We start from the raw sequence: 23,206 nt of genomic DNA, 5'->3' as shown, positions 1-23,206 counted from the left end.
GTGCACGCGGCGTCACCTTATTGCAACGAAGGCGCCCCTCCGCCGTCGCACGTTCCCCGGCTTCGTTCGCGCCGGCGGCAGGCCGCGCGCGGACATTCGATGACGAAGACGGAACAGGGCGACGCAAGGACATGGGACGACTCGGATCGATCAATAGCGGCGGACAGTCCGCCAACCTGCCGGGCGACAGCCCATGCTGTGGGGATATCGACCGCCGGGGCGGATTACTTGAATCGGGGAATGGCGGCGCGCAGCTCCGTGGCGGTGATCGGCGACGCCGACGGGCAATGGAAACGCGACGAGGGCAACATCGCATCCGTTTTACCGCGCCATATTGCTCAAAACGAATGCGACAAACGAAAGAGCCAGGCCGATGGCGTCGCAAAACCGCGCCGGCGAGGCTGCCATCGCCCGGAATGGCGCCAGAGATGACGCAGGCGACAGATCGGCGTGTGAAAAGTTCATCATGAAAGGTTTCGTGACCGATTTTGTCAAAAATCGGTTTCAACCTGCGCCAGCATTTGCATCGCTATCGCAGGCCGTTATAATTCATGCCGTTCATCTCGCCCACCGTAATCAGAGGTCTCAAAATGGCAACCTATCAGGAAATCGTTCAGAAAATCAACGAATTGCAGAAGCAAGCCGAAGAGATCAAGGCTCGAGAGCAGGCGGCGGTAATCGACGATATCCGCAAGAAAATCGAAGAATATGGCTTGACCGCCGAAGATCTCGGTTTTGGCAGCAAGGCGGTACCCGGCAAGAAAACCGCGCGCAAAGTGCCCGTGCGCTATCGTGACAGCGCTGGCAATACCTGGACGGGCCGCGGCAAGCGCCCCGGCTGGCTGACCCAGGCGCTGGCCTCCGGAAAATCGATCGACGACTTCCTGGTGCGATAAACGCAGCATCGGCCGGGACGCCTTGCGGCGTCACTACACCGGCGACCCGCGGCCCCCGGGCATTCGGGGCCGCCGCGGAGCAATAAAAAAACCGGGCCAAACCAGGCCCGGTTTTCCATTGTTGCCGCAATCCCAGATCAGGACGCAAACCCCAGCGGATTCATCGACTGCCAGCGCCAGGAGTCCGCGCACATCCGGTCCAGATCGTGACGCGCCTGCCAGCCCAGCAGGCGCTGTGCCAATGCCGGGTCCGCATAGCACGAGGCAATATCGCCGGGGCGGCGCGCGACGATCTCATACGGGATCGGCTTGCCGCTGGCGCGCCGATACGCCTCCACCACCTCGAGCACGCTGTAACCGCGGCCGGTTCCCAGATTGACCGTCATCCCCTCGCCGCGCTCGTTCAGATAGCGCAGCGCCGCCAGATGGCCGTCGGCCAGATCGCAGACGTGGATGTAGTCGCGCACGCCGGTGCCGTCCGCGGTCGGATAGTCGCCGCCAAACACCATCAGGCGCTCGCGCCGGCCGGCCGCCACCTGCGCCACATACGGCATCAGATTGTTCGGCACACCGCCCGGATCCTCGCCGATCAGCCCGCTTTCGTGCGCGCCAACCGGATTGAAATAGCGCAGATAGGCGATACGCCAGTGCGGATCGGCGCGTTCGAGATCGCGCAGGATCTGCTCGCCCATCAGCTTGGTCTGGCCGTACGGATTGGTGGCCGACAGCGGAAACTCCTCGCGGATCGGCACCGCATGCGGATTGCCATAGACGGTGGCCGAGGAACTGAAAACCAGCGTCTTGACGCCGGCCGCCTGCATCGCCGCACACAGCGTCAGCAGGCCGTTCAGGTTGTTGTCGTAGTAGGCCAGCGGCTGCGCCATCGATTCGCCGACGGCCTTCAGCGCGGCGAAATGGATCGCGCCGGCGATCCTGTGCTCGGCGAACACCCGGTCCAGCAGGGCGCGGTCGCGCACGTCGCCCTCGACGAACCGCGGCGTCTGGCCCGAAATGGTGGCGATCCGGTCGACCACCGCACGGTTGCTGTTGGACAGATTGTCCAGCCCGACCACATCGTAGCCGGCCGCGAGCAGTGCAACCCAGGTATGCGAAGCGATATAGCCGGTGGCACCGGTCAGCAGCAGAGTGTCTGGCATCGTGAACTTTATCGATTGAACATGCGGACGGCGGGGCCGAGCCGCCGCCGTCAGGGGCGTTATGGTAACCCGGGCGGCGATGCCGCCCCGGCCGCGGCAAGCTGGCCGCTGCGCGCCTGCCAGGCGGTATACGCCGCGTGCAGCCGCCAGCCCGACTCCAGATCGCGCATGCCCAGATACTGCGCGACGGTGGCCGGCTCGGCGCCGGCCTCGAAATGCAGCGCGCCATAGCTGTTGCGCAGCGTCTGCGGCGAGGCGCGCTCGGTGCGTCCGTCCAGCACGCCGGCCTCGTCCAGCAACTGCTCGACCCGCCGGTACAGCGAGGCGGCGTGCAGCGGCCGCCCCGCGGGCTGTGCCGGAAACACCAGCGTGCCGAGCGTGCCGCCCGCCTCTCGCACCGCCAGCCAGGCCAGCAACGGCCGGCGGGCAAAGTCGAACACGGGCGCGCGATAGGTGCGGCCGTTGTCGGTACGGGTCAGCCGCAGCTCGCTGGCGTCCGCCGCAATGCTGTCGAGCCGCAGCGCCCGCACCTCGCCCACCTTGAGGCCGGCGCCCAGCATCGCGGCGACCACCGCGACATCCCGCGCGCGTTTCCAGGCGGTCGGGCTCGGGGTCGCATTGGCGTCCGGCATCGTGACCGGTTCCAGCACACGCGCCACCACGGCGTCGCGCTCGGCCGGCAACAGAAAGGGCGTCGGATCGTTGTCGCCATCCGCCAGATGGGCTCTTGCCGCCTGGCTGCCCGGGTTATGCAGGCCGGCCTGCTGCAGCGACAGGTAATGAAAGACGCGCTCGATCAGCCGCGTATAGCGATAGCGATGGCGCTTGTGCAGCCCCTCGGCATCCAGGAAGGCGCCGATCTGGGCGGCAGACCACGACAGCGGCGCGACGCCATGCTCGCGCGACCAGCGCAGCAGCTTGCCCCACATCGCGCGATAGACGACCGCGGTGCCATGGCCGAAGCCATGGATCGCCAGCCAGCCATCGAAGGCCCGCTCGGGATCGGCATGCCAGTCCGCCAGATTGCCTTCGAACAGATCGCGGCGGGTTCCGGTTGCCGGTCGAGGATCGTCGCTCACCTGCACTCCTGCTGATTCATTGGGCACATTGTAGACAAGGCGCCACCGCGTCCCCACGCAGCGGATGCGCGGCACCGTACGGTAATCGCCCGGCGCAGGCGTCACAGCGCGCCATGGCCGTGGTCGCCGCTATTGAAAGCCGGCGAAGGCCGTGCTAACTTTCGACTCACTATGCAACTGGTTGCATATCGATGCAGCCATCGACCGCAGCCATCCAACGACCACAACCCTTCTTTTCGAACCGAGGCCGCCATGTCCCTTCCTCCGCTCCTGCAACGCCTGCGCCTGCCGGTGGTGTGCTCGCCGCTGTTCATCATCTCGAACCCCGATCTGGTGATTGCGCAATGCAAGGCCGGCGTGGTCGGCTCCTTCCCCGCGCTCAACGCACGGCCGGCCTCGCTGTTGGAGGAGTGGCTGGACCGCATTACCACGGAGCTGGCCGAGCACGACGCCAAGCATCCGGACCGGCCCTCTGCGCCGTTCGCGGTCAACCAGATCGTGCACAAGTCCAACGACCGGCTGGAGCACGACCTGGAGCTGTGCGTGCGCTACAAGGTGCCGATCGTGATCACCTCGCTGGGCGCGCGCGTCGAAGTCAACCAGGCGGTGCACTCGTACGGCGGCATCGTGCTGCACGACATCATCAACAACACGTTTGCCCACAAGGCGATCGACAAGGGCGCCGATGGCCTGATCGCGGTGGCCGCGGGTGCCGGCGGCCATGCCGGCACGCAGTCGCCGTTCGCGCTGCTGCATGAGATCCGCGAGTGGTTCGATGGTCCGCTGCTGCTGTCGGGCGCCATCGCCAGCGGCAACGGCATCCTGGCGGCGCAGGCCGCGGGCGCCGACCTCGCGTATATCGGCTCGGCCTTCATCGCCACCGAGGAAGCCAATGCGCAGCCGGCCTACAAGCAGATGATCGTGGACAGCACCGCCGGCGATATCGTCTATTCGAATCTGTTCACCGGCGTGCACGGCAACTACCTGCGCCAGAGCATCGTCAACGCCGGCCTCGATCCGGAAGCGCTGCCCGCCTCCGACCCGACCGCGATGAACTTCGGCTCGAACCGGGTCAAACCTTGGAAGGACATCTGGGGCGCCGGCCAGGGCGTCGGCGCCATCAAGCGCGTGGTACCCGCCGCCGACCTGGTCGACCGCTTCGCCGAGGAATACGCGCTGGCCCGCCGCCGGCTGGGGCTGGCTGACGTCGGCGCGGGCGTTGGGGTGAGGGATCTGGTGTAAACGAAACCGGACGGGGGACCGTCCTGGCCCCCGTCTCCATTGCAGTGAGCCAGATTGACACCCCCTATTCACGTATCTACACTGTAGATACGTGAGGACGCCGCACCGCAGCCGTCCCGTTACCAAAGTTATGAATTGGTTGACGGTGGAGCTAAAGAATGGAGCTGTCCGCGATATAGCCTGCGGTCCCGCTCCCCGAACATGACGACCAGATCACGGGGGGCTCTCCTCACGCGCGAAGTTTGAAAGTGGAGGAACAGCTAATGACCGCATTGACAGTGAAGCGTTGGGGCAACAGTCTTGCTCTTCGCATTCCGTCGTACTTGGCTGAAGAAGCAAATATCACTGAGAACGCGGTGATAGAGGCGACGGTACTTGAGGGGAAATTGGTCCTGGAGAAGAAGGCCGAGCCTTCCTTCTCGCTGGAGGAGTTCATCCTCGAACTGCAAGCCGGGCATGAGGTCGAGGCTACCGTTGATTGGGGAGCTCCGGTAGGCAATGAATTTGGTGCCGCGGGCAATCCTGATAACGACTGATGATTGTCTATGCGATCAACCACGACGAGCGGCACGGCAATCGGCGCGTTCGCAACGGCCGACGTTCAGCATCGAGTTCCCCAAACGGGTGAAATCTGGTGGATGAGCCTCGATCCAACGAAGGGACATGAACAAGCGGGCTTCCGGCCCATACTGGTGTTGTCGCCGGCAGGAATCAACGGCCCGACAAAGCGCTTTATCGGGGTTCCGCTGACGACCTCTCTCGCGCCCGCCGGCACCGCTCGTGCCCGCATGCAAGTGCGTATATCGGGCATGCCGCGCGAATGCGCGGCCTTGCCGGATCAAATCACCACGTTGGATTGGATCGCCCGAAGTGCCCGCTATGATGGGCAATGCGCGACCGAACAGGAACTCAAAGAGATTCGGCTGCGGGTGGCAGCGATCTGCGGTATCGGTTAGCGAAGTCCCATTCCATATCGACATCCTGGTGCGGCGATGGCGGGCAACAACACCATTGCCGCGCGGGCTACCGCCCGCCCTCCGGCTCCAGCAACGGCAACACCGCCGTGCCCCACGCCACCCAGTCCTCTTCGTAACGGATCCCGCGCCGCAGCAGCGCATGCCGCAGCTGCTGGGCGCGGTCCGGGTGCGGAGCGGCGAAGTCGCGCTGCTCGATCGCGCGATAGGTTGCCAGCCTTTCCTCGTGCAGCGCGATCATCCGCCGCATCTCGTCGCCCAGTCCGAGCGGGCCGGCCACCGCGTCGGCGCGCAGCTTGACCAGGATCTCGTCGCGCTGATCCAGCCCGGCCGTCGGCGACAGCACCCAGCGCACCAGCTCCTCCCGGCCCGCCGGCAGCACGCGATAGACCTTCTTGCGGCTGCGCACGTCCCCTTCGTCGTCTTGCGCGGCAATCCAGCCGCGTTCGGCCATGCGGCCAAGTTCGCGATAGATCTGCTGGTGAGTGGCATGCCAGAAATAGCCGATCGACTTGTCGAAGCGCCGCGCCAGTTCGTAGCCTGACGAGGGCTTCTCCATCAACGAGGTCAGAAGGGCGTGCTGGATCGACATGCGGGCGATGGGAGCGGAATGCGCGCCGGAGTGCGCGCAAAGCGCCAATGTTAGCGCATGGAGGCGGCGCGCAAGCCATCGGCTGGGCCCTGCACCCTATTGCTCGCAATATGACAAATCGAGCCGATGGCTAGGCCAGAATTAAAAAAGGTGAAATAGCAAATCGGCTGGTGCTGCAATACATTGGAGACAAAGCCGCATTTGACCAGGAACAGCCGCCATGCCCGGATCGCATGATCTCGCCGAGGAGCGGGATATTCCCTGGGAAGGCGACGGTCCCTCCGCAGTGGAAGGCCGAATCGCCGCCCCGTCCAGCGCCATTTATTACCGCCTGCCGGATACCCCGATAGGCCATCACATCAAGGAGTATCCCAGCGGGCTGCGCCAGCTGGTTCGCTTTGTCGGCGTCGAGGAACAGGTGGTCAAGGTCAGCCTGAACTGAGCCCAGACCCAACCCAAACCCGCCCGACGCCCAGGCCGCGGCAGCTGCTGCCCGCGCGCCAACGATGTCTCCTCCTGCCCGGGTGGGCCGGAACTCGAGCTCGCTGCCAGTCGCGAGCTTTTTTTTGCCGGCGCGGTCCGCCGGTAGCGAGCGCCGGCAGTCAACACCGCATTCCGTGCCGCATTCCCGGAAGTGTCCCGCCGGCATCGATCCGAATGCCGTGCCGCCCATGAAAAAAGCCGGCCCGAAGGCCGGCTTTCTGTCGTGGCGCCGCGCGCCTGGCGCGCGAAGCCCCGCGACGATCAGTCCACGGTCGCGCCAGAGGCCTTGACCACCTTCGCCCACTTGGCCGCTTCGCTCTTCATGAACGCAGCCAGTTGTTCGGGCTTCTCGGGGTTGGGCTCGGCGCCCTGACCCGCCATCTGCTTCTGGACGTCCGGCATGGCCAGGATCTTGACCACTTCGGCGTTCAGGCGATCGATGATGGGCTTGGGCGTGCCGCCGGTGGCGTACAGCGCGAACCACGAGGTCGCTTCATAGCCCGGCACGCCGGCTTCGGCGACGGTCGGCACGTCCGGCAGCGCCGGCGAGCGCTTGGCCGAGGTCACGGCCAGCGGACGCAGCTTGCCGGCCTTCACGTGCTGGTACGACGACGGCAGGTTGTCGAACATCAGACCGATCTGGTTACCCAGCAGATCGTTGACCGCCGGGGCGCTGCCCTTGTACGGCACGTGCTGGATGTTCAGGCCGGTCATCGAGTTGAACAGTTCGCCCGACAGGTGCATCGACGAGCCGTTGCCCGACGAGCCGTAGCTGATCTTGTTCGGATTCGCCTTCACGTAGGCGATCAGCTCCTTGACGCTCTTGGCCGGCACGTTCGGGTTGACCACCACCAGGTTCGGCACCATCGCGACCCGGGTGATCGGCGCGAAGTCCTTGACCGGGTCGTACGGCAGCTTCGAGTACAGCGACTGGTTGATCGCGTGGGTACCGATGGTGCCCATGAACAGCGTGTAGCCGTCGGCGGGTGCCTTGGCGGCGAGCGAGGCGCCGATGTTGCCGCCCGCGCCCGGACGGTTCTCGATGACCACCGGCTGGCCGAGCGCCTTGCCCAGCTGCAGGCCGACGATGCGGGCCAGGATGTCGGTGGTGCCACCGGCCGAGAACGGCACGATCATCGTGATCGGCTTGGTCGGATAGGTGTCCGCGAACGCAGCGCCGGAGACGCCGGCGAACGTGGTAGCCAGCGCGACGCCAGCGGCCAGCAGGCGGCGGCGCGCCTGCGACGGTTGCGACTTGAACTTCATCGTATGCTCCAGGGAGTTTCCTCGGTGGCCGTCCATGCGGGCCACGACTTGTAATAGGGGCCGCGCCTAGACCGGTGCGACGCCCAGCGTGGTACCGCCACAGACGTACAGCACCTGTCCGGTGACGAAACCGTTTTCGGGAGAGAGAAAGAACAGCGTGGCGCGCGCCACGTCCTCGGGCGTGCCCATGCGTTTGACCGCGATGCTGGCCAGGATGCGCCTGGTCTGCTCGCTGCCCTCGGGGTTGCTGCGGCGGAACAGTTCGGTGGCGATCGGGCCGGGCGCGACCGCGTTGACGGTGATGCCGTCGCCGCCGAGTTCCATTGCCAGCGTGCGCGTCATGCCCACCATGCCCGCCTTGGTGGCGGAGTAGACCACGCGCTCGGGTTTGCCCAGCGCCGCGCGCGAGGCCATGTTGACGATGCGGCCGAAGCCCGCGGCGCGCATCGCGGGCAGGCAGGCCTGCGTCAGCAGCAGGCTGGCCTGCAGGTGCAGGCCCACTACGTAATCCAGATCCTCGACGGTCGCGGTATCGGCGGTGCCGGGACGGGTTGCGCCGGCATTGTTGACCAGGCGCGTGATGGCGAAACGCGACGTCACCTCGGCGGCTGCCGCGCGCGTGGCCGCGGCATCGGTCAGGTCCGCCTGGACAAAGGTCATGTTGGGATGCGACCAGTCCGGGGCGGCATAGTCGACATTGACGACGCGGGTCACGCCATCGGCCAGCAGCATTTCGCTGATGGCGCGGCCAATGCCGGAACTGGCGCCGGTGACGAGCGTGGCAACGGGAAGAGACATCCGATTACTCCATGCCGGTACGGAACCGGTACTGCGAAGGTTCAGCAGGAATTGAGCGAAAGTTCAGCAGCGCATGCGGCGGGAAACCGATCGAATGCCGCCGCGGAACTGCCGCGCGAATTCGGGCGCAAAGAAAGCGTGCGGCGGACCGGCGAGCCAGTCGGCCCGGCCGCACCAACTGCGTTGGGAAATCTGTCGCAGCGCTGAGCGTCGGCGCCTGCCTCGGTCAACGGCAGGCGCGCCGCGAAACTTGAGCGGATCGAGCGGCTTGCGCAGCTCGAGCGTCCTCTCGGCGCTGCGAATGCGGGCGCCGCTCAGACGCGCTCGATCACCATCGCGATACCCTGGCCCACGCCGATGCACATCGTGCACAGCGCGAAGCGGCCGCCGGTGCGGTGCAGCTGGTACATCGCGGTGGTCACCAGGCGCGCGCCGCTCATGCCGAGCGGATGGCCCAGCGCGATCGCGCCGCCGTTCGGATTGACGCGCGCATCGTCATCGGCGACGCCGAGCTCTCGCAGCACCGCGAGGCCCTGCGCGGCGAACGCTTCGTTCAGCTCGATCACGTCGATCTGGTCCATCGTCATGCCCAGCTGCTTGAGCAGCTTCTGCGTGGCCGGCGCCGGGCCGATGCCCATCACACGCGGCGCCACGCCGGCGGTTGCCATGCCGACGATGCGGGCCTTCGGCGTCAGGCCGTGCTGGCGAGCGGCGGCCTCGCTGGCGAGCAGCAGCGCGCAGGCGCCGTCATTGACGCCCGAGGCGTTGCCGGCGGTCACGGTGCCGTCCGGACGTACCACGCCCTTGAGCCGGGCCAGCGCTTCCATGCTGGTGGCGCGCGGGTGCTCGTCGCGCTCGACGACGATCGGATCGCCCTTCTTCTGCGGGATCGTGACCGCGGTGATTTCCTGCGCCAGCGTGCCGTCGGCTTGCGCGCGCGATGCCTTTTCCTGGCTGCGCAGCGCCATCAGGTCCTGGTCTTCGCGGCTGATCTTGTAGTCGGTGGCGACGTTCTCGGCGGTCTCGGGCATCGAGTCCACGCCGTAGGCCGCGCGCATCGCCGGGTTGATGAAGCGCCAGCCGATGGTGGTGTCGAAGATCTGCGCATCGCGCGAGAACGCGCTGGTGGCCTTGCCCATCACGAACGGGGCGCGGCTCATGCTCTCGACGCCGCCGGCGATCATCAGCCCGGCTTCGCCGGCGCGGATCGCACGCGCGGCGGTGCCGGTCGCGTCCATGCCCGAGCCGCACAGGCGGTTGATGGTCGCGCCGGGCACGCTCTGCGGCAGTCCTGCCAGCAGCAGCGACATGCGGGCGACGTTGCGGTTGTCTTCGCCTGCCTGATTGGCGTTGCCGTAGATCACGTCGTCGATGGCGCTCCAGTCCAGGTTCGGATTGCGCGCCATCAGCGCCTTCAGCGGTACCGCGCCCAGGTCGTCCGCGCGCACCGCGGACAGGCTGCCGCCGTAGCGGCCGATGGGGGTGCGGATCGCGTCGCAGATAAAGGCTTCGGTCATGGTTGTCTCGTCCTTGGTTTCAGTGGTGGCGGCAGCGGTATCGGCCAGTGCGATCCGCCGCCATCGGGTCGGGCATCGGGTGAAGGATCAAGCGGGCTGCGCCTGCTTCAGCGGCACGCCGGTCAGGCGCTGCAGCTCTTCGAACGACAGGCCTTCGACCAGGTCGCGGGCGACCAGGCCGTCGGGTGTCACGTCGATGGTGGCCAGATCGGTGTAGATGCGGGTCACGCAGCCGATGCCGGTCAGAGGATACGTGCATTCGGGCACGATCTTGCTCTCGCCCTGCTTGGTCAGGTGTTCCATCATGACGAACACCTGCTTGGCGCCGATCGCCAGATCCATCGCGCCGCCGACGGCCGGAATCGCGCCCGGCGCGCCGGTGTGCCAGTTGGCCAGGTCGCCGGTCGCGGACACCTGGAACGCGCCCAGCACGCAGTAGTCAAGATGGCCGCCGCGCATCATCGCGAACGAATCGGCGTGATGGAAATACGAGGCGCCCGGCTTGATCGTGACCGGCTGCTTGCCGGCGTTGATCAGGTCGCCGTCTTCCTCGCCGGGCGCGGGCGCGGGGCCCATGCCCAGCAGGCCGTTCTCGCTGTGCAGCAGGATTTCGCGGTCGGCCGGCAGATGGTTGCCGACCAGGGTGGGCAGGCCGATGCCGAGGTTGACCACGGCACCGTCCGGAATGTCTCGGGCCACGCGGGCGGCCATCTGATCGCGGGTCAGGCGTTGCATATCGCTTCTCTCTTCGATGCGGGTTGGGCGCGTCCGCGCGTCAGGCGGCGTTGGCGGCAGCGGCGTCGACCTTGACGACGCGCTTGACGAACAGGCTCGGCGTCACGATGTGCTCCGGATCCAGTTCGCCCAGTTCGACCACGCGGCTGACCTGCACGATCGCGCATTTGGCGGCCATCGCCATGATCGGGCCGAAGTTGCGCGCGGTCTTGCGGTAGGTCAGGTTGCCCCAGCGGTCGGCGGTGTCGGCCTTGATCAGCGCGAAGTCGGCGTGGATCGGCGACTCGAACACATAGCCCTGGCCGTCGATGATGCGGGTTTCCTTGCCCTCGGCCAGCGGCGTGCCGTAGGCGGTGCGGGTGAAGAAACCGCCGATGCCGGCGCCGGCGGCGCGGATGCGCTCGGCCAGGTTGCCTTGCGGCACCAGTTCCAGCTCGATCTGGCCGGCGTGGTACAGCGAATCGAACACGTAGGAATCGACCTGGCGCGGGAACGAGCAAATGATCTTGCGCACGCGCTTGGCCTTGAGCAGCGCGGCCAGGCCCGTTTCGCCGTTGCCGGCGTTGTTGTTGACGATGGTCAGGTCGCGCGCGCCCTGGGCGATCAGCGCATCGATGAGTTGCGCCGGCATGCCGGCCAGGCCGAAGCCGCCGATCATGATGGTCGCGCCGTCATGGATGTCGGCCACCGCCGATTCCACCGAGTCGAAGAGCTTGTTGATCAATTGCGTTCCAGTCGAGATGGCCTGGCCGGACCGGCCGGAGCCCGCCGCCCGAGGATTGGGCGGTCGCTGGAAGCGTCGTCTCCGGAGGGTTCTGCCTGGCGTGGTTCCGGGCGCGCCGTGGCGGCGCCCATAAAGGCCCTAGCAGTCAAACGGTGGTCCGTCTTGCGGACTCTTGTTCTTGCTGGTGTTCGCTATACGAACTTCAATTCGCAGAATGAACACCGAGCGCAAAGGTTACACCCGTGCGGTGGCGGGGTCAAGGCAGTGGCCCGGCGCCCGCAAGAAAGGCCTGGAAACCGGATGCCGCTCGCCGCTTCCGCAAGACAGCCGCGCGGCAGCGAAGAACACGGAGGGAAGAACGGAAGGAAAGAACCGAACACGGCGGCGGCCACCGCGGCATGCGCGGCGCCGACCGTGCGGCACGCTCATTCGACGCGGAAGCCGACTTTCAACGTGACCTGGTAATGCGCAATCTGGCCATTGACGATATGGCCACGCATCTCGACCACCTCGAACCAATCCATGTTCTTGATGGTCTCCGACGCCTTGGCCAGCGCGCTGCGGATCGCGGCATCGGTGCCGTCGGGCGACGTGCCGACGATTTCGACGAGCTTGTAGGTGTGATTCGACATCGCTTGTCTCCAGGATTGGGCGCCGCGCTACTGGCGCCAGGTTTGGGATAACCGAGCGGCGTCGGCATGTGCCGACACGCGTTTCATCATAGGCAGCCGTGCCGGGCCGTTCCAACCGCCTTGCCTTTGCGTGCTCACGCTGCTAACTTCCCCGCCTCGCAACGTTTCCATTTCGATTCGTTATTCAATTGGCTACCGTTGTCGCGAGCGGCGCGCTCCGCGGCAATGCCTTCACGCGGTCTCATGTCCTTTGTGTTTCGCGCGCCCGCCATCGTCGCCGGCGCCCTGTTGTCCGTTCTGCTTTGTTCTACAGTGCTGGCGCCCGCCGCGTCCGCACGCATCCTGCCCCGCAGCGGCGAAGCACCGATGGCCCTCCCTGACGGCGCGCGCAACTTCGCCGATGGCGCCAGTTACGCGCTGTGCTTCACGCCCGATGGCGAAAGCTGCCAGGCCATGCTGGTCGACGCGATCCGCCATGCGCGGCGCAGCGTGCTGGTGCAGGCGTATTCGTTCACCAGCAAGCCGATTGCCGAGGCGTTGATGCAGGCGCGCAAGCGCGGCGTCGATGTGCGCGTGATCCTCGACAAGAGCCAGGTGTCGGAGCGCTATACCAGTGCCACGTTTCTGAAGCACCAGGGCATCGAGGTGATGATCGACTCGCGCCCCGCGATCGCGCACAACAAGGTGATGATCTTCGACGGCGAGGCGGTCTTCACCGGCTCGTTCAACTTCACCAAATCGGCCGAGGAGCGCAACACCGAGAACGGCATCCTGATTCGCGGCGATGCACGTCTGGTCAAGCGCTACGTCGACAATTGGCAGAGCCGGCATCGGCTGTCATTGCCGTACTAGGCTCAATCGTTGTCCTCCGCGGCCGCGCCGCCGCGGCGCCCGCGCGAGCCGTACAGATCGGTTTCCTCGAGTCCGCGCTCGATATCGCGCGCGGCCTGACGACCCACCGGCCGGCTGCCGGTGTGCTGGCTCTGATGCGATTCGTCGCGCTCGTGCGGCAGGCGCGGCATCGGTTCGCCGCCACCCTTCTGCGGCAGCGTGCCGGGGTCCGGCCGCGACTGCTCTGCCAGCGGTCCCGGCCCCTCGCTGGTTCCCTGTGCCGTCCTGACTCCGGTCGTCTCGCCCTGTGGCCGTCCGCCGGACTGGCCCTGCCGAGGTTCGCGTTCCGGATGCGTCGGTTGCTTGGTCATATGCCCTCCCTGACCGAATGTTGACCATCGATGACACGCAAACGCCATACCTGCGCCGTGTCGCGCCCGATCGGCCGGCGTTCATTGATGTTGCAACGCGATGGCACGCCCATTGCACGACACCAAGGCGCGGCATTTCGCCGCTGATGGAGACCAGCAATGAAACAGCAACAGCAACCGCAGGCGCAGCAAGGCGGCACCGAAAAGGGTGGCATGGGCCAGGGTGGCCAATCGTCTCAGCAGCATCAGCAGAGCGGCAGCCAGACCGGCCAACAGGGCGGAATGGGCAACCAAAGCGGCCAGGGCGGTCAGCAACAGCAAGGCGGTCGCCAGGGCGGTCAGCAGGGCGGCATGGGCCAGAGCGAAGGCGGCATGGGTGGCATGGGCGGCCAGTCGCAGCAAGGCGGCGGCCAGGCCGGCCAGCAGGGCGGCATGGGTGGCCAAGGCGGCCAGCAGCAGCAAGGCGGCAGGCAGAGCGGTCAGCAAAGCGGCATGGGCGGCCAGAGCGGCGGCCAGCAACAGCAGCAGTCCGGCACCAGCGGCCAGCCCGGCCAGCAGTCCTCGGGCGGGCAGTCGGGCCAGAACCGCGAGCGGTAATTGCCGATGATCGGCACTGCCTTCTGTCGGCAGCAAAGGGACGCGGATGCGTCCCTTTTTTCTTCCCCTTCCCTCCCCTTCTTACGACGCGTGAAAATTCCGCACGGCATCGCTGTGGTCATTCGCTGACAACGCAATCCGCCGATCGCCGAGGCCGCGCTGCGGGTCAAGCCGACGTGTCGCGCGCGCCGTCGCTTCTACGCTGGTAAGCAGGAACGCAAGATCGCGCCGCCGCGCTGCATTCGCGAGCGCGGCATCGCGTGACCAACATCAAGGGGAGCGTGCGATGCAAGGCAAGACGACGTCGCTGCGCGAGGCCGCGCAGAAATGGCTGCCGCTGTCGGCCAGCCACCCATGCCGGGTCACCGGTTTCGGACATACCGGCAGCCGCCGCGTGCCCTATGCGTGCATCGGCTTCGAACGCGCGGGGAAACGGCTGTCGATCGTGTTCTTCCGTCATCGCGACGGTTCGTGGTACGTGTTTCCGCCGCTGCGATAGAGGGACACCGAATCGACGGCATTTAGTGGCGGCCTCGTTGAAACGACAGGAGCGCGGCGGGCCGATGCCCGCCGCGCTCCTTGCTGTCTCCGGTACTCGAATCGATGCAGCCGGCCGATCAACCTCCGTCGAGGAACTGGCTGCGCTTGCCGACGCGCGAGCCCAGCGTCGACAGGTCGTGATAGTGCGTGTCGTGATTCTCCATGCGCGCGTCGTAGCTGCCGCTCATCGGCATCGGCTGCGTGCCCGCCGGCGCCAGATACTGCTGCGTCGGCTGGTTGGTGCCCTGCGTGTACGGATCGAAGTTGTCGCCCACGCGGGCGCCGCTGCTGTACGGATCGCGCGTGCCTGCCGCGGCCGGATTGGCGGGATCGTATTGGCCCGCCGGTGCGGTACCCGGCGCGGTGCCGGTGGCAGCGCCGCGGTCACCCGGCACCTGCGCCAGTGCCACGCAGGAACCGGTCAATGCCAGCGCCGCGACGGCGCTGCGTACGAGGTGGTGTTTCGTCATGTTGTTCACTCCTGAGACTGGCCCGCGCATGCCACGTAACGCCCGCATTGGCGGCGCGCCGGCGACCGCGCCAGGCGGGTTCGCGAACAGGTCCTGCCGGCACGGCGATGCCCCGCGCAGGACCCGGCCTACGATCTCGATGACGCGAAACACATGCCAGAAACGCGAGGCGTTCCACGCGAGGCCGACACATTCGGCCGCGCGCCACGGTGACGCAAGGGCTCGCGGCAAGTGCCTGACGCCGCGCCACGGCGACACGCTGCCGCGGCCCGAAACCCCGCCTCGCGATGCGTCTCGCTCGTACTTTTTACTCGGCCATGCAGGATGTGCACGGCGGCGTCTGTGCGGCAGCGCCCATAGCGCGGCAACATGCCCGCTGTTCGTCATGCGGATCCGCTCGCCCCCGCTATCCCGCCATGGTGGCGATCGTTCCGGTCATTGCCGATGTAGGACGGTGGCCGATGGATCGCCGCATTCCGATTGCCTATAAGCGAAATAACAAGCGAAATCTCAAGCGAAATCACGGCAATTCAAATGCCGCGCTTGACGCGAAGGACCAGGGCCACGCAATTCCGCGTGTTCCGATCGAGGAGCGGCCGCAATGGCGACAAAGCGAGCAGCAAAGCAGCCGGCCAAGGCCGCAGCGAAGCGAACCGGCAAGCAGACCCCTGCAGCCGCGGCCAAAGGCGCGGCCACACGGTCGACGTCGCGCGCCGCCGCGCGTCCGGCGGCACCGCGCGCGGCGCGAGGCGCGAATCCCGACCCGCTGCAGCGCTATCGCACGATGCGCGACTTTGGCACGACGGCGGAACCGGCCGGCCGCGCGGTCGCCCAGCGTGCCGCGGCGAAAACCGCCGAAGCGCTGTCGTTCGTCGTGCAGAAACACGCGGCGCGCCGCCTGCACTACGACTTCCGCCTCGAACTCGACGGCACGCTCAAGAGCTGGGCCATTCCGAAGGGTCCAAGCCTGGACCCGGCCGACAAACGGATGAGCGTCCACGTCGAGGACCACCCGCTCGAATATGCGAACTTCGAAGGCGTGATCCCTGAAAGGCAGTACGGCGCCGGCACCGTGATCGTCTGGGACCGCGGCACCTGGGTACCGATCGGCGATCCGCATCAGGGCTATCGCGACGGCAAGCTGAAGTTCGAGCTGCAGGGCGAGAAGCTGCATGGCGCCTGGACGCTGGTACGGATGCGGGGCCGGGACGAACGGCAGGAACCGTGGCTGCTGATCAAGGAGCGCGACGATGCGGCGCGGCCGGCGGCGGAGTTCGACATCACCGAGGCGATGCCGGACAGCGTGCTCGGGGGTGGCACGCCGAGCGCCGACGACGAGGGCGCGCGCAAGGCATCGGCGAAGAGCGCGACCAGCACCGCGGCCAGGAAGGCGCCGCGGACGGCGGCGAAAGCCGCGACAGGATCGGCTTCGGGCAAGGGGGCGGCAGCTGGGAAGAGCGCCGGCAAGACGGCCGGCAAAGGCCGGTCCGCCGCCGGCGCAATCCAACTGCCGAGCGCCGCGAGGCGCGCGGCGCTGCCGCTGACGCTGGCGCCGCAACTGGCGACGCTGGTGCAAGGCCCGCCCGTCGATGCGCAGAACTGGATCTACGAGCTCAAGTTCGACGGCTATCGCGTGCTGGCCCGCATCGAGGGCAGCGACGTCAAGCTGTTCACGCGCAACGGGCACGACTGGACATCGAAGCTGAAGACGCTGGCGCGCGAGCTCGGCACGCTGAACCTGCCATCGGCGTGGCTGGACGGCGAGATCGTCATCGTCGACAAGGACGGCAGCACCGATTTCCAGGCGTTGCAGAACGCCTTCGACAGCGAGCGCACCGATGCGATCCAGTTCTTCGTGTTCGACATCCCTTTCTATGCCGGCCACGATCTGCGCCAGGTCGCGCTGGTCGAGCGCCGCGACCTGCTGCGACGACTCTTCGAAGAACACAACGTGTCGGCGCACCTGCGTTTCAGCGAGAGCTTCGAAGCCGGCCCCGAGGAGATTCTCAGCGCGGCCTGCCGGCTGCGGCTCGAGGGGCTGATCGGCAAGCGTGTCGATGCGCCGTACGTGTCCGCGCGCTCGCCGAACTGGATCAAGCTCAAATGCAGCGAACGGCAGGAGTTCGTGATCGGCGGCTTCACCGAGCCCAAGGGCACGCGCAACGGCCTGGGCGCGCTGCTGCTGGGCATCCACGACGAATCGGGCCGGTTGATCTATGCCGGCAAGGTCGGCACCGGCTTCGACACGAAGACGCTCGATACGATCCGCGCCAAGCTCGATGCCCTGCGCACCGATGCCTCCCCGTTCGACAAGATGCCGGCAATCGCCAAAGGCGTGAAGGGCATCTGGGTTCGGCCGAAGGCGGTCGCCGAGGTGTCGTTCGGCTCGTGGACGCGCGACGGGCTGATCCGCCATGCGGTGTTCCATGGCTTGCGGTCGGACAAGAGCGCCAGCGCGATCGGCAAGGAAAAGGCGATGCCGGCCCCCGGCAAGAGCGTGGGCGAGGCGAAAGCCGCGGCGACAGCGCGCAAGGGGAAGAAGGACAAGGCCGGCGACAAACCGGCGGAGTCCGCCAGGAAGGCGGCCCACGCCGACCGGGCTGAGAGCGCCGATACGCCGCCGTCGGACAAACCCGCTGCAGCGACGAAGTCCTCCTCCGGCCGCCAGCAGATCGGCAACGTTCGCGTCAGCCATGCCGATCGCGTCATCGATCCGTCGACCGGCGCGACCAAGGGCGACCTGGTGCGCTACTACGAAGCGGTCGCGCCCCGCATGCTGCCGGAATTGCGCGGCCGCCCGCTGGCGGTGCTGCGTGGCCCGTCCGGCGTCGGCGGCGAGCTGTTCTTCCAGAAGCATGCCGAGACCTTCAACATCGCCGGCGTCAATCGGCTCGATCCGTCGCTGTGGCCGGGCCACCCGCCGATGATCGAGGTCGCCAGCGAGACCGGCATCGTCGCCGCGGCGCAGCTCAACGTGATCGAGTTCCATACGTGGAACGCCGACAAGCGCCAGATCGAAAAGCCCGATCGCGTGATCTTCGACCTGGACCCCGGCGCGGGCGTGCCCTGGAAGCATGTGGTCGAGGCGGCCGCGCTGACCAAGGGCATGCTCGACGAGCTCGAGCTGACGGCGTTCCTGAAGACCAGCGGCGGCAAGGGCCTGCACGTGGTGGTGCCGATCGCGCGCCGGCTCGGCTGGGACGAGGTCAAGGACTTTGCCCAGGCGCTGGTCGTCCATATGGCGAAGACCATCCCGCAGCGCTTCGTCTCCAAGAGCGGGCCGCGCAACCGCGTCGGCAAGATTTTCATCGACTACCTGCGCAACGGGCGCGGCGCCACCACGGTGGCCGCGTTCTCGGCGCGCGCCCGGCCGGGCCTGGGCGTGTCGATCCCCTGCAGCTGGGACGAGCTGCCAGCGCTGCGCTCGGGCGCGCAATGGACGATCGCCAACGCGCTGGCGCGCATCGAAGAGACCGAGCATGCCGATCCCTGGGCGGACTACGGCAGCACGCGCCAGACGCTGACCGCCGCCATCCGGCGCCTCGGCAACGGCTGAAGCCCCCCGACCGGCGCCCCGCCCTCCCCTTTCGCCTCCGCCGTGCATCATGCGGCGGTTCCGTGTCGGACAAACGAGGGCATGGTTCTTGCCACTTCGGACTCATGCGTCCGCGCATTGCAGCGACGGACGCGTGACGGAACGACGACGCAAGCACGAACCGGGAGCCACCATGACAACCCCTCGGACCACGATCCGCATTGCCCACTATGCCGCCCTGGCGCTGATGACGGCACTCGCCTGGGCGCCCGCGCAGGCCCGCCTGCCCGCCCCTACCGCCGAACAGCAGCGCGCCGCGGACGAACGCAAGGCCAAGGAGGCCGAAGTCGCCAAACAGCAGGCCGACGCGCTTGCGCGCGTGCAGGACCAGATCGCCGCCCGCTTCGGCAAGGGCGCGCAGCCGTCCGGCACCACGCCGCCGGGCGAGGTCTCGCAGAAAGCGGCCGAGGTGCGGCCCAGCGGTCCGCACGGCGGCACCGCCCCCAGCGCGGAAGCCCACTCGGGGCAAGTGCAGCGCCGCTGAAGCCACATATCAGGGCGAATTTCTCGTCAAAAGTGGCTTTGCATCAACTACAAGTGTTGGAGAGCTAGATTGGTAATTATTACAAAGCGCGAGGGCGGCAGCATCGCGCCGAACGCAAAAACCGACCTGCCACCCCGTTACCACGCCGCACGCCTGCCGATGGCGAGGACAGCATGAGTCCGATCGAAACCAGAACGTCGTCCGATTCGCGCGACAACCGGCCGCTGGTGCTGGTGGTCGACGACAACGAGGGCTCCCGCTACATCAAGAGCCGCATCCTGCGCCGCGCCGACTATGCGGTGCTGGAGGCGTCGACCGGCGAGTCGGCGCTGTCGCTGGTGCGCCGCTATGCGCCGGACCTGGTACTGCTGGACCTGAAGCTGCCGGACATCGACGGACTCGACGTCTGCCGCATCATCAAGGACGACCCCCAAAGCTGCCGCACGCTGATCCTGCATACGTCGGGCTCGACCAGCGACCCGCGCTACCGGGTCGAGGCCCTGGACCACGGCGCCGACAGCTATCTGGTCGAGCCGGTCGAGCCGGAGGAACTGGTGTCCAGCGTCAAGGCGCTGCTGCGGCTGCGGCGTGCGGAGGAGGCTTACCACCGTACCTCGCAGGCGCTGCGCGACAACGAGTTCCTGTTCCGCCAGCTGGCCGACAACCTGTCCGACGTGCTGTGGATCTTCGATCCGCAGGAGCGCAGGTTCCTGTTCGTCGGACCGGCCTTCGTCACGCTGACCGGCCGCCCGGTGGAAGACCTGCATCAGCATGGCAGCGCCTGTTTCGGCTGGATCGCCGAGTCCGATCGCGAGCGCGTGCGCACGGCCTGCGAGGCGATGCTGCGCGACGGCCATATGGACCTCGAATTCGCGTTGATCCACGCCGATGGCCAGACGCGCGACGTCCGCGCGCGCGCCTTCCCGGTCAACAACGCCAGCGGCGAGTTTTATCGCGTGGTCGGCGTGTGCGAAGACATCACGCAGCAGAAGCGCGCCGAGAAGATGCTGCGCGAGGAAGAACGCCGCAAGGACGATTTCCTGGCAATGCTGGTGCACGAGCTGCGCAACCCGCTGGCGCCGATGCGCAGCGCCGCCGATCTGCTGATGCACTGCGCGCCCTCGCGCGAGGACAGCTTCAAGGCGCGCGACATCATCGCCCGCCAGCTCTATCACCTGACCCGGCTGGTCGACGATCTGCTCGACATCTCGCGCTTCACGCGCGGCACCATCACGCTGCGCGACGACCTGGTCGAGCTGCGTTCCGCGCTGAACACCGCGGTCGAGACGGTCCGCCCGCTGATCGAGTCGCGCAACCATCAGCTGCGCCTGTCGGTGCCCGAGGGGCCGATGCCGGTGCGCGGCGACCTGGTGCGCCTGACCCAGATCTTCGGCAACCTGCTGAACAATGCGGCCAAGTACACGCCGCCCGATGGGCTGCTGTCGATCGAGGCCCAGGCCGATCAAGGCATGGTCACCATCAAGATCACCGACAACGGTGCCGGGATGTCGCCCGAACGGCTGCAGGGCCTGCGCGAGACCTTCGAGCGCGACGGCGCCAACGGCAATATCGCCGTGGCCGGCGGCAACGGCCCGGGCATCGGCCTGTCGCTGGTCCATCGGCTGGTCAGCATGCATGGCGGCCAGCTGTCGGTGCAAAGCAACGGACCCGGTCACGGCAGCAGCTTCATCGTGCAGCTGCCGATGCAGCCGTGGCGCAGCTGGCAGCCGACGCTGGGCGGACGGCAGGCACCGGCCGGCAAGCCGCGCACGGTGATGGTGGTCGACGACAACGTCGACGCGCTGGAGGCGATGGCGATGACGCTCGAAGCGCTGGGCCATACCGTGATCACCGCGCTCGACGGCGCCGCCGCGATCGTGCGCGCCGTCAAGTACAAGCCCGAACTGGTCCTGCTCGATCTGGGCATGCCGGGCATGGACGGCTTCGAGATCGCGCAGCGGCTGCGGGCGATACCGGAGCTGCAGGCGATGAAGGTGGTCGCGCTGACCGGCTACGGCCAGCCCGGCGACAAGCTGCGCACGCAGGCGGCCGGTTTCGACGACCACCTGACCAAGCCGGTCGACCTGGAGGTGCTGTCGCGCCTGCTCGACGAATGCCGTGGCGATGGCCGCAGCGATGGCGGCGCGGATGCCACGGCGGGCGCCGGTGCTCCACCGCCGCTGCATTCGCCATTGGCGCATCCGGCGGGACCCGACGCGGCCACCAGTCCGAACGCTTCCACGGAGAAACGCATGCATACCACGCCAGAACCGGATCAAACCCCGGACCAGCCGCCCAGGACGCCCGAACCGGAGGTGCCGCCAATCGATCCGCACGAGCCGGTCATCGACCCGCCGCCGGGCGACGTGCCGCCGCCTCCGCCGCAGCGCGCCTGACCGGAGCCGCCCTGTGCCGCGCATCATCTGGAAAGGCGCCATCTCGTTTGGGCTGGTCAACATCCCGGTCGTGCTGAAGGCGGCCGCGCGCGACAACGCGCTCGACTTCGACTGGCTCGACGAGCGCGACATGGCGCCGGTCGGCTACCAGCGGATCAACAAGAAGACCGGCAAGCCGGTCGACAAGGACCATATCGTCAAGGGCTACCAGTACGAAAAGGGCGAATACGTGCTGCTGTCGCCGGAGGACTTCCGCCAGGCCAACGTCGAGGCGACGCAGACCGTCGATATCGTCAGCTTCGTGCAGGCCGACCAGATCCCGCCGTACTACTTCGAGACGCCCTACTACCTCGAGCCGGACCGGCGCGGCGAGAAGGGCTATGCGCTGCTGCGCGAGACCCTGCGCCGCACCGGGCGCGCCGCGCTGGCGCTGGTGGTGATCCACAACCGCCAGCATCTGGCGGCGGTGCTGGTACTGGGCGATGCGCTGGTGCTCAACACCATGCGCTGGGCCGAGGAAGTGCTGCCGATGGACGAGCTGAAGCTGCCCAAGAGCAGCGGCAAGCAGCAGGGCGTCAGCGCGCGCGAGATCGAGATGGCGACGCGGCTGGTCGAGGACATGCAGGAGGAGTGGAACCCCGAGGCCTATCGCGATACCTATCGCGACGACCTGATGGAGCGCATCGAGGGCAAGATCGCCGAAGGCAAGACGCACCTGCTGACCCCGGCCGAGCCGGGCGGCGAGGAACCGCGCAAGTCCGCCGAGGTGATCGACATGATGGCGCTGCTGAAGGAGAGCATCAAACGCCGTGGCGGCCGCGGCGGTGCGCGGGCGGAGGCTGGCGAGGACGCCCGGGACGGAGAAGCGGACGAGCAGGAAGAAGACGAGGCTCCGCGCGAGCCCCCGCGCAAGCGCAGCACGGGCGCTCGCAAGACGGCGCGCAAATCGACCTCTCGTGCCGGAGCCAAGGACGGCAAGGAAGCCAAGCCGGCAAGCAGCCGCAACAGCGCGGCCAAGTCGGGCAAGGCGTCGGCTTCAACGAAGAAGACCGCCGCCAAGCGTGCCGCGGCCGACAGCGGGTCGCGCAGCCCGCAGCGCAAGCGGGCGTAGCGCGACGCGCCTCCTTCAACGCTGCCGGTTCAGCGCTCGTCGTTCGACGCCGCCTGGCGGCCTTCGGAAGGCCGTCAGGGGCGTCACCAGCATCATCAACGGGTCAAGGCATCCAGGACGGGCATCCAGGGCGCCTCGGCGGGCTCAGCCGACATCAGGCCCACGGATCGTACGAGTCCTCCTTCCAATACGGCGAGGTCCCGTAGTACTGGTGAATGCTGGTGGCCCATTGCGGGTCCGCCATCGCCGGCCAGTGGTCCTTGTCGAAGCCCGGCGCGGCCTTCAGCTTGTCCTTGTCGACGCCCAGCACGAAACACTTGCGCCGCGTGTCCAGCGTCAGCGCCGACCACGGCACCGCGAACAGCTTCTCGCCGATGCCGAGGAAGCCGCCGAACGACAGCACCGCATAGGCGACGCGGCCGCCCTGCACGTCCAGCATGATGTGGTCGATGGTGCCGAGGTCTTCGCCGGCCGGCCCGATCACGCTGTTGCCTTCCAGCGTATCGGCGGCCATCACGAAGGGGCCGGGCCCGCTGGCATTGGCATCGACATCGCCGACGATGGTGGCGCCGGCAGGCGCGCGTGCCGCCGCGGGATCGCGCAGGTCACGCGGGTCGCGGGGATCGCGTGGGTCTCTGATGTCTCGCGGATCGCGCGGGTCTCTGTCCAGTGGGTTCATTGGCGACTCCTGCTTCGGTTGTCGGTTGACACAATGG

At 67.2% G+C, this 23,206-nt stretch carries 25 protein-coding genes; 12 read left to right on the top strand and 13 right to left on the bottom strand.

What is annotated here, in order from left to right:
* Positions 1 to 99 precede the first annotated feature (99 nt).
* Together F7Q96_RS23505 and F7Q96_RS23500 are read left to right on the top strand one after the other, a co-directional pair.
* Positions 100 to 432, top strand: coding sequence for a hypothetical protein (locus tag F7Q96_RS23505; RefSeq protein WP_144425996.1), 333 nt, complete (start codon positions 100 to 102; stop codon positions 430 to 432).
* A 158-nt stretch (positions 433 to 590) separates the two neighbouring features.
* Entirely contained in the window at positions 591 to 896 is a 306-nt protein-coding gene (locus F7Q96_RS23500) for an H-NS histone family protein (protein WP_006577758.1), read from the top strand.
* Positions 897 to 1,033: 137 nt separating this feature from the next.
* Here F7Q96_RS23500 and galE read toward each other — a convergent pair whose 3' ends face one another.
* Together galE and F7Q96_RS23490 are read right to left on the bottom strand one after the other, a co-directional pair.
* A complete protein-coding gene (galE, locus tag F7Q96_RS23495; protein ID WP_053824415.1) occupies positions 1,034 to 2,053 on the bottom strand; it encodes a UDP-glucose 4-epimerase GalE in 1,020 nt (339 codons plus the stop codon).
* A gap of 59 nt (positions 2,054 to 2,112) precedes the next feature.
* The gene (locus F7Q96_RS23490) at positions 2,113 to 3,132 is read right to left on the bottom strand and encodes a tyrosine-type recombinase/integrase (RefSeq protein ID WP_053824716.1); all 1,020 of its coding nucleotides are present in this window, start codon (positions 3,130 to 3,132) and stop codon (positions 2,113 to 2,115) included.
* 252 nt (positions 3,133 to 3,384) lie between these two features.
* On the opposite strand from F7Q96_RS23490, the gene F7Q96_RS23485 reads away from it, so the two are divergent.
* From F7Q96_RS23485 to F7Q96_RS23475, 3 genes are all read left to right on the top strand, one after another.
* The gene (locus F7Q96_RS23485; protein ID WP_053824416.1) at positions 3,385 to 4,374 is read left to right on the top strand and encodes an NAD(P)H-dependent flavin oxidoreductase; all 990 of its coding nucleotides are present in this window, start codon (positions 3,385 to 3,387) and stop codon (positions 4,372 to 4,374) included.
* Positions 4,375 to 4,637: 263 nt separating this feature from the next.
* On the top strand, positions 4,638 to 4,910 hold the full coding sequence (locus F7Q96_RS23480) for an AbrB/MazE/SpoVT family DNA-binding domain-containing protein (protein ID WP_053824417.1): 273 nt from the start codon (positions 4,638 to 4,640) through the stop codon (positions 4,908 to 4,910).
* Positions 4,911 to 4,919: 9 nt separating this feature from the next.
* Positions 4,920 to 5,330, top strand: coding sequence for a type II toxin-antitoxin system PemK/MazF family toxin (locus F7Q96_RS23475; RefSeq protein ID WP_082371824.1), 411 nt, complete (start codon positions 4,920 to 4,922; stop codon positions 5,328 to 5,330).
* 67 nt (positions 5,331 to 5,397) lie between these two features.
* On the opposite strand, the gene F7Q96_RS23470 is transcribed toward F7Q96_RS23475, so the two are convergent.
* Positions 5,398 to 5,940, bottom strand: coding sequence for a PadR family transcriptional regulator (locus F7Q96_RS23470; protein WP_053824418.1), 543 nt, complete (start codon positions 5,938 to 5,940; stop codon positions 5,398 to 5,400).
* Positions 5,941 to 6,160: 220 nt separating this feature from the next.
* Between F7Q96_RS23470 and F7Q96_RS23465 the strand changes: the two genes are divergently transcribed.
* A complete protein-coding gene (locus F7Q96_RS23465; protein WP_053824419.1) occupies positions 6,161 to 6,382 on the top strand; it encodes a hypothetical protein in 222 nt (73 codons plus the stop codon).
* A 302-nt stretch (positions 6,383 to 6,684) separates the two neighbouring features.
* Here the strand turns inward: F7Q96_RS23465 and F7Q96_RS23460 are convergent, their stop codons facing one another.
* The 6 genes from F7Q96_RS23460 to F7Q96_RS23435 all read right to left on the bottom strand — a co-directional run bounded on the left by F7Q96_RS23460 (position 6,685) and on the right by F7Q96_RS23435 (position 12,095).
* Positions 6,685 to 7,689 carry a Bug family tripartite tricarboxylate transporter substrate binding protein gene (locus tag F7Q96_RS23460; protein ID WP_053824420.1) on the bottom strand — a complete coding sequence of 335 codons (1,005 nt, stop codon included), beginning with the start codon at positions 7,687 to 7,689 and terminating at the stop codon, positions 6,685 to 6,687.
* Positions 7,690 to 7,755: 66 nt separating this feature from the next.
* On the bottom strand, positions 7,756 to 8,487 hold the full coding sequence (locus F7Q96_RS23455) for an SDR family NAD(P)-dependent oxidoreductase (RefSeq protein ID WP_053824421.1): 732 nt from the start codon (positions 8,485 to 8,487) through the stop codon (positions 7,756 to 7,758).
* A gap of 314 nt (positions 8,488 to 8,801) precedes the next feature.
* Positions 8,802 to 10,004 (bottom strand): 3-oxoadipyl-CoA thiolase, encoded by a 1,203-nt coding sequence (pcaF, locus tag F7Q96_RS23450; RefSeq protein WP_053824422.1) that lies wholly within the window; start codon positions 10,002 to 10,004, stop codon positions 8,802 to 8,804.
* 87 nt (positions 10,005 to 10,091) lie between these two features.
* Positions 10,092 to 10,739: a CoA transferase subunit B gene (locus F7Q96_RS23445; RefSeq protein ID WP_053824423.1), complete on the bottom strand. Its 648-nt coding sequence runs from the start codon at positions 10,737 to 10,739 to the stop codon at positions 10,092 to 10,094.
* Between the two features lie 40 nt (positions 10,740 to 10,779).
* On the bottom strand, positions 10,780 to 11,463 hold the full coding sequence (locus tag F7Q96_RS23440; protein WP_053824424.1) for a 3-oxoacid CoA-transferase subunit A: 684 nt from the start codon (positions 11,461 to 11,463) through the stop codon (positions 10,780 to 10,782).
* Positions 11,464 to 11,888: 425 nt separating this feature from the next.
* The gene (locus tag F7Q96_RS23435) at positions 11,889 to 12,095 is read right to left on the bottom strand and encodes a dodecin (RefSeq protein ID WP_053824425.1); all 207 of its coding nucleotides are present in this window, start codon (positions 12,093 to 12,095) and stop codon (positions 11,889 to 11,891) included.
* A 366-nt stretch (positions 12,096 to 12,461) separates the two neighbouring features.
* Here F7Q96_RS23435 and F7Q96_RS23430 point away from each other — a divergent pair, with 366 nt between their 5' ends.
* Positions 12,462 to 12,947 carry a phospholipase D family nuclease gene (locus F7Q96_RS23430; RefSeq protein WP_249041712.1) on the top strand — a complete coding sequence of 162 codons (486 nt, stop codon included), beginning with the start codon at positions 12,462 to 12,464 and terminating at the stop codon, positions 12,945 to 12,947.
* A 2-nt stretch (positions 12,948 to 12,949) separates the two neighbouring features.
* Here F7Q96_RS23430 and F7Q96_RS23425 read toward each other — a convergent pair whose 3' ends face one another.
* Both F7Q96_RS23425 and F7Q96_RS23420 read right to left on the bottom strand, forming a co-directional pair.
* The gene (locus F7Q96_RS23425; RefSeq protein WP_151023384.1) at positions 12,950 to 13,297 is read right to left on the bottom strand and encodes a hypothetical protein; all 348 of its coding nucleotides are present in this window, start codon (positions 13,295 to 13,297) and stop codon (positions 12,950 to 12,952) included.
* 81 nt (positions 13,298 to 13,378) lie between these two features.
* Positions 13,379 to 13,930: a hypothetical protein gene (locus F7Q96_RS23420; protein ID WP_144425997.1), complete on the bottom strand. Its 552-nt coding sequence runs from the start codon at positions 13,928 to 13,930 to the stop codon at positions 13,379 to 13,381.
* 250 nt (positions 13,931 to 14,180) lie between these two features.
* Between F7Q96_RS23420 and F7Q96_RS23415 the strand changes: the two genes are divergently transcribed.
* Entirely contained in the window at positions 14,181 to 14,393 is a 213-nt protein-coding gene (locus F7Q96_RS23415) for a hypothetical protein (RefSeq protein ID WP_053824427.1), read from the top strand.
* Positions 14,394 to 14,511: 118 nt separating this feature from the next.
* Here the strand turns inward: F7Q96_RS23415 and F7Q96_RS23410 are convergent, their stop codons facing one another.
* Complete coding sequence (locus F7Q96_RS23410) at positions 14,512 to 14,904, bottom strand: hypothetical protein (protein ID WP_082371888.1); 393 nt, start codon at positions 14,902 to 14,904, stop codon at positions 14,512 to 14,514.
* A 601-nt stretch (positions 14,905 to 15,505) separates the two neighbouring features.
* Here F7Q96_RS23410 and ligD point away from each other — a divergent pair.
* From ligD to ku, 4 genes are all read left to right on the top strand, one after another.
* On the top strand, positions 15,506 to 18,460 hold the full coding sequence (gene ligD / locus F7Q96_RS23405) for a DNA ligase D (RefSeq protein ID WP_053824429.1): 2,955 nt from the start codon (positions 15,506 to 15,508) through the stop codon (positions 18,458 to 18,460).
* Positions 18,461 to 18,632: 172 nt separating this feature from the next.
* Positions 18,633 to 18,983 carry a hypothetical protein gene (locus F7Q96_RS23400; protein ID WP_151023382.1) on the top strand — a complete coding sequence of 117 codons (351 nt, stop codon included), beginning with the start codon at positions 18,633 to 18,635 and terminating at the stop codon, positions 18,981 to 18,983.
* Positions 18,984 to 19,156: 173 nt separating this feature from the next.
* Complete coding sequence (locus F7Q96_RS23395) at positions 19,157 to 21,379, top strand: hybrid sensor histidine kinase/response regulator (RefSeq protein ID WP_082371826.1); 2,223 nt, start codon at positions 19,157 to 19,159, stop codon at positions 21,377 to 21,379.
* 13 nt (positions 21,380 to 21,392) lie between these two features.
* Positions 21,393 to 22,490, top strand: coding sequence for a non-homologous end joining protein Ku (ku, locus tag F7Q96_RS23390; RefSeq protein ID WP_053824430.1), 1,098 nt, complete (start codon positions 21,393 to 21,395; stop codon positions 22,488 to 22,490).
* A 154-nt stretch (positions 22,491 to 22,644) separates the two neighbouring features.
* On the opposite strand, the gene F7Q96_RS23385 is transcribed toward ku, so the two are convergent.
* Positions 22,645 to 23,169 carry a PRC-barrel domain-containing protein gene (locus F7Q96_RS23385; protein ID WP_226994987.1) on the bottom strand — a complete coding sequence of 175 codons (525 nt, stop codon included), beginning with the start codon at positions 23,167 to 23,169 and terminating at the stop codon, positions 22,645 to 22,647.
* Between the last annotated feature and the right edge of the window lie 37 nt (positions 23,170 to 23,206).

This window comes from Cupriavidus gilardii, from assembly GCF_008801915.1.
Taxonomy (GTDB): Bacteria; Pseudomonadota; Gammaproteobacteria; order Burkholderiales; family Burkholderiaceae; genus Cupriavidus; species Cupriavidus gilardii.
The sequence above is the reverse complement of the archived record's forward strand: the minus strand, read 5'-3'. Positions and strand labels throughout refer to the sequence as shown.

Bases quoted from the DNA above. Each gene is read 5' to 3' on its own strand.
- F7Q96_RS23455 (WP_053824421.1), bottom strand. From the start codon at position 8,487: ATGTCTCTTCCCGTTGCCACGCTCGTCACCGGCGCCAGTTCCGGCATT.
- F7Q96_RS23465 (WP_053824419.1), top strand. From the start codon at position 6,161: ATGCCCGGATCGCATGATCTCGCCGAGGAGCGGGATATTCCCTGGGAA.
- F7Q96_RS23500 (WP_006577758.1), top strand. From the start codon at position 591: ATGGCAACCTATCAGGAAATCGTTCAGAAAATCAACGAATTGCAGAAG.
- F7Q96_RS23460 (WP_053824420.1), bottom strand. From the start codon at position 7,689: ATGAAGTTCAAGTCGCAACCGTCGCAGGCGCGCCGCCGCCTGCTGGCC.
- F7Q96_RS23400 (WP_151023382.1), top strand. From the start codon at position 18,633: ATGACAACCCCTCGGACCACGATCCGCATTGCCCACTATGCCGCCCTG.
- F7Q96_RS23410 (WP_082371888.1), bottom strand. From the start codon at position 14,904: ATGACGAAACACCACCTCGTACGCAGCGCCGTCGCGGCGCTGGCATTG.
- F7Q96_RS23445 (WP_053824423.1), bottom strand. From the start codon at position 10,739: ATGCAACGCCTGACCCGCGATCAGATGGCCGCCCGCGTGGCCCGAGAC.
- F7Q96_RS23435 (WP_053824425.1), bottom strand. From the start codon at position 12,095: ATGTCGAATCACACCTACAAGCTCGTCGAAATCGTCGGCACGTCGCCC.
- F7Q96_RS23475 (WP_082371824.1), top strand. From the start codon at position 4,920: ATGCGATCAACCACGACGAGCGGCACGGCAATCGGCGCGTTCGCAACG.
- F7Q96_RS23430 (WP_249041712.1), top strand. From the start codon at position 12,462: ATGGCCCTCCCTGACGGCGCGCGCAACTTCGCCGATGGCGCCAGTTAC.
- F7Q96_RS23425 (WP_151023384.1), bottom strand. From the start codon at position 13,297: ATGACCAAGCAACCGACGCATCCGGAACGCGAACCTCGGCAGGGCCAG.
- F7Q96_RS23505 (WP_144425996.1), top strand. From the start codon at position 100: ATGACGAAGACGGAACAGGGCGACGCAAGGACATGGGACGACTCGGAT.
- F7Q96_RS23485 (WP_053824416.1), top strand. From the start codon at position 3,385: ATGTCCCTTCCTCCGCTCCTGCAACGCCTGCGCCTGCCGGTGGTGTGC.
- F7Q96_RS23395 (WP_082371826.1), top strand. From the start codon at position 19,157: ATGAGTCCGATCGAAACCAGAACGTCGTCCGATTCGCGCGACAACCGG.
- galE (WP_053824415.1), bottom strand. From the start codon at position 2,053: ATGCCAGACACTCTGCTGCTGACCGGTGCCACCGGCTATATCGCTTCG.
- F7Q96_RS23385 (WP_226994987.1), bottom strand. From the start codon at position 23,169: ATGAACCCACTGGACAGAGACCCGCGCGATCCGCGAGACATCAGAGAC.
- F7Q96_RS23470 (WP_053824418.1), bottom strand. From the start codon at position 5,940: ATGTCGATCCAGCACGCCCTTCTGACCTCGTTGATGGAGAAGCCCTCG.
- F7Q96_RS23480 (WP_053824417.1), top strand. From the start codon at position 4,638: ATGACCGCATTGACAGTGAAGCGTTGGGGCAACAGTCTTGCTCTTCGC.
- pcaF (WP_053824422.1), bottom strand. From the start codon at position 10,004: ATGACCGAAGCCTTTATCTGCGACGCGATCCGCACCCCCATCGGCCGC.
- ligD (WP_053824429.1), top strand. From the start codon at position 15,506: ATGGCGACAAAGCGAGCAGCAAAGCAGCCGGCCAAGGCCGCAGCGAAG.
- F7Q96_RS23415 (WP_053824427.1), top strand. From the start codon at position 14,181: ATGCAAGGCAAGACGACGTCGCTGCGCGAGGCCGCGCAGAAATGGCTG.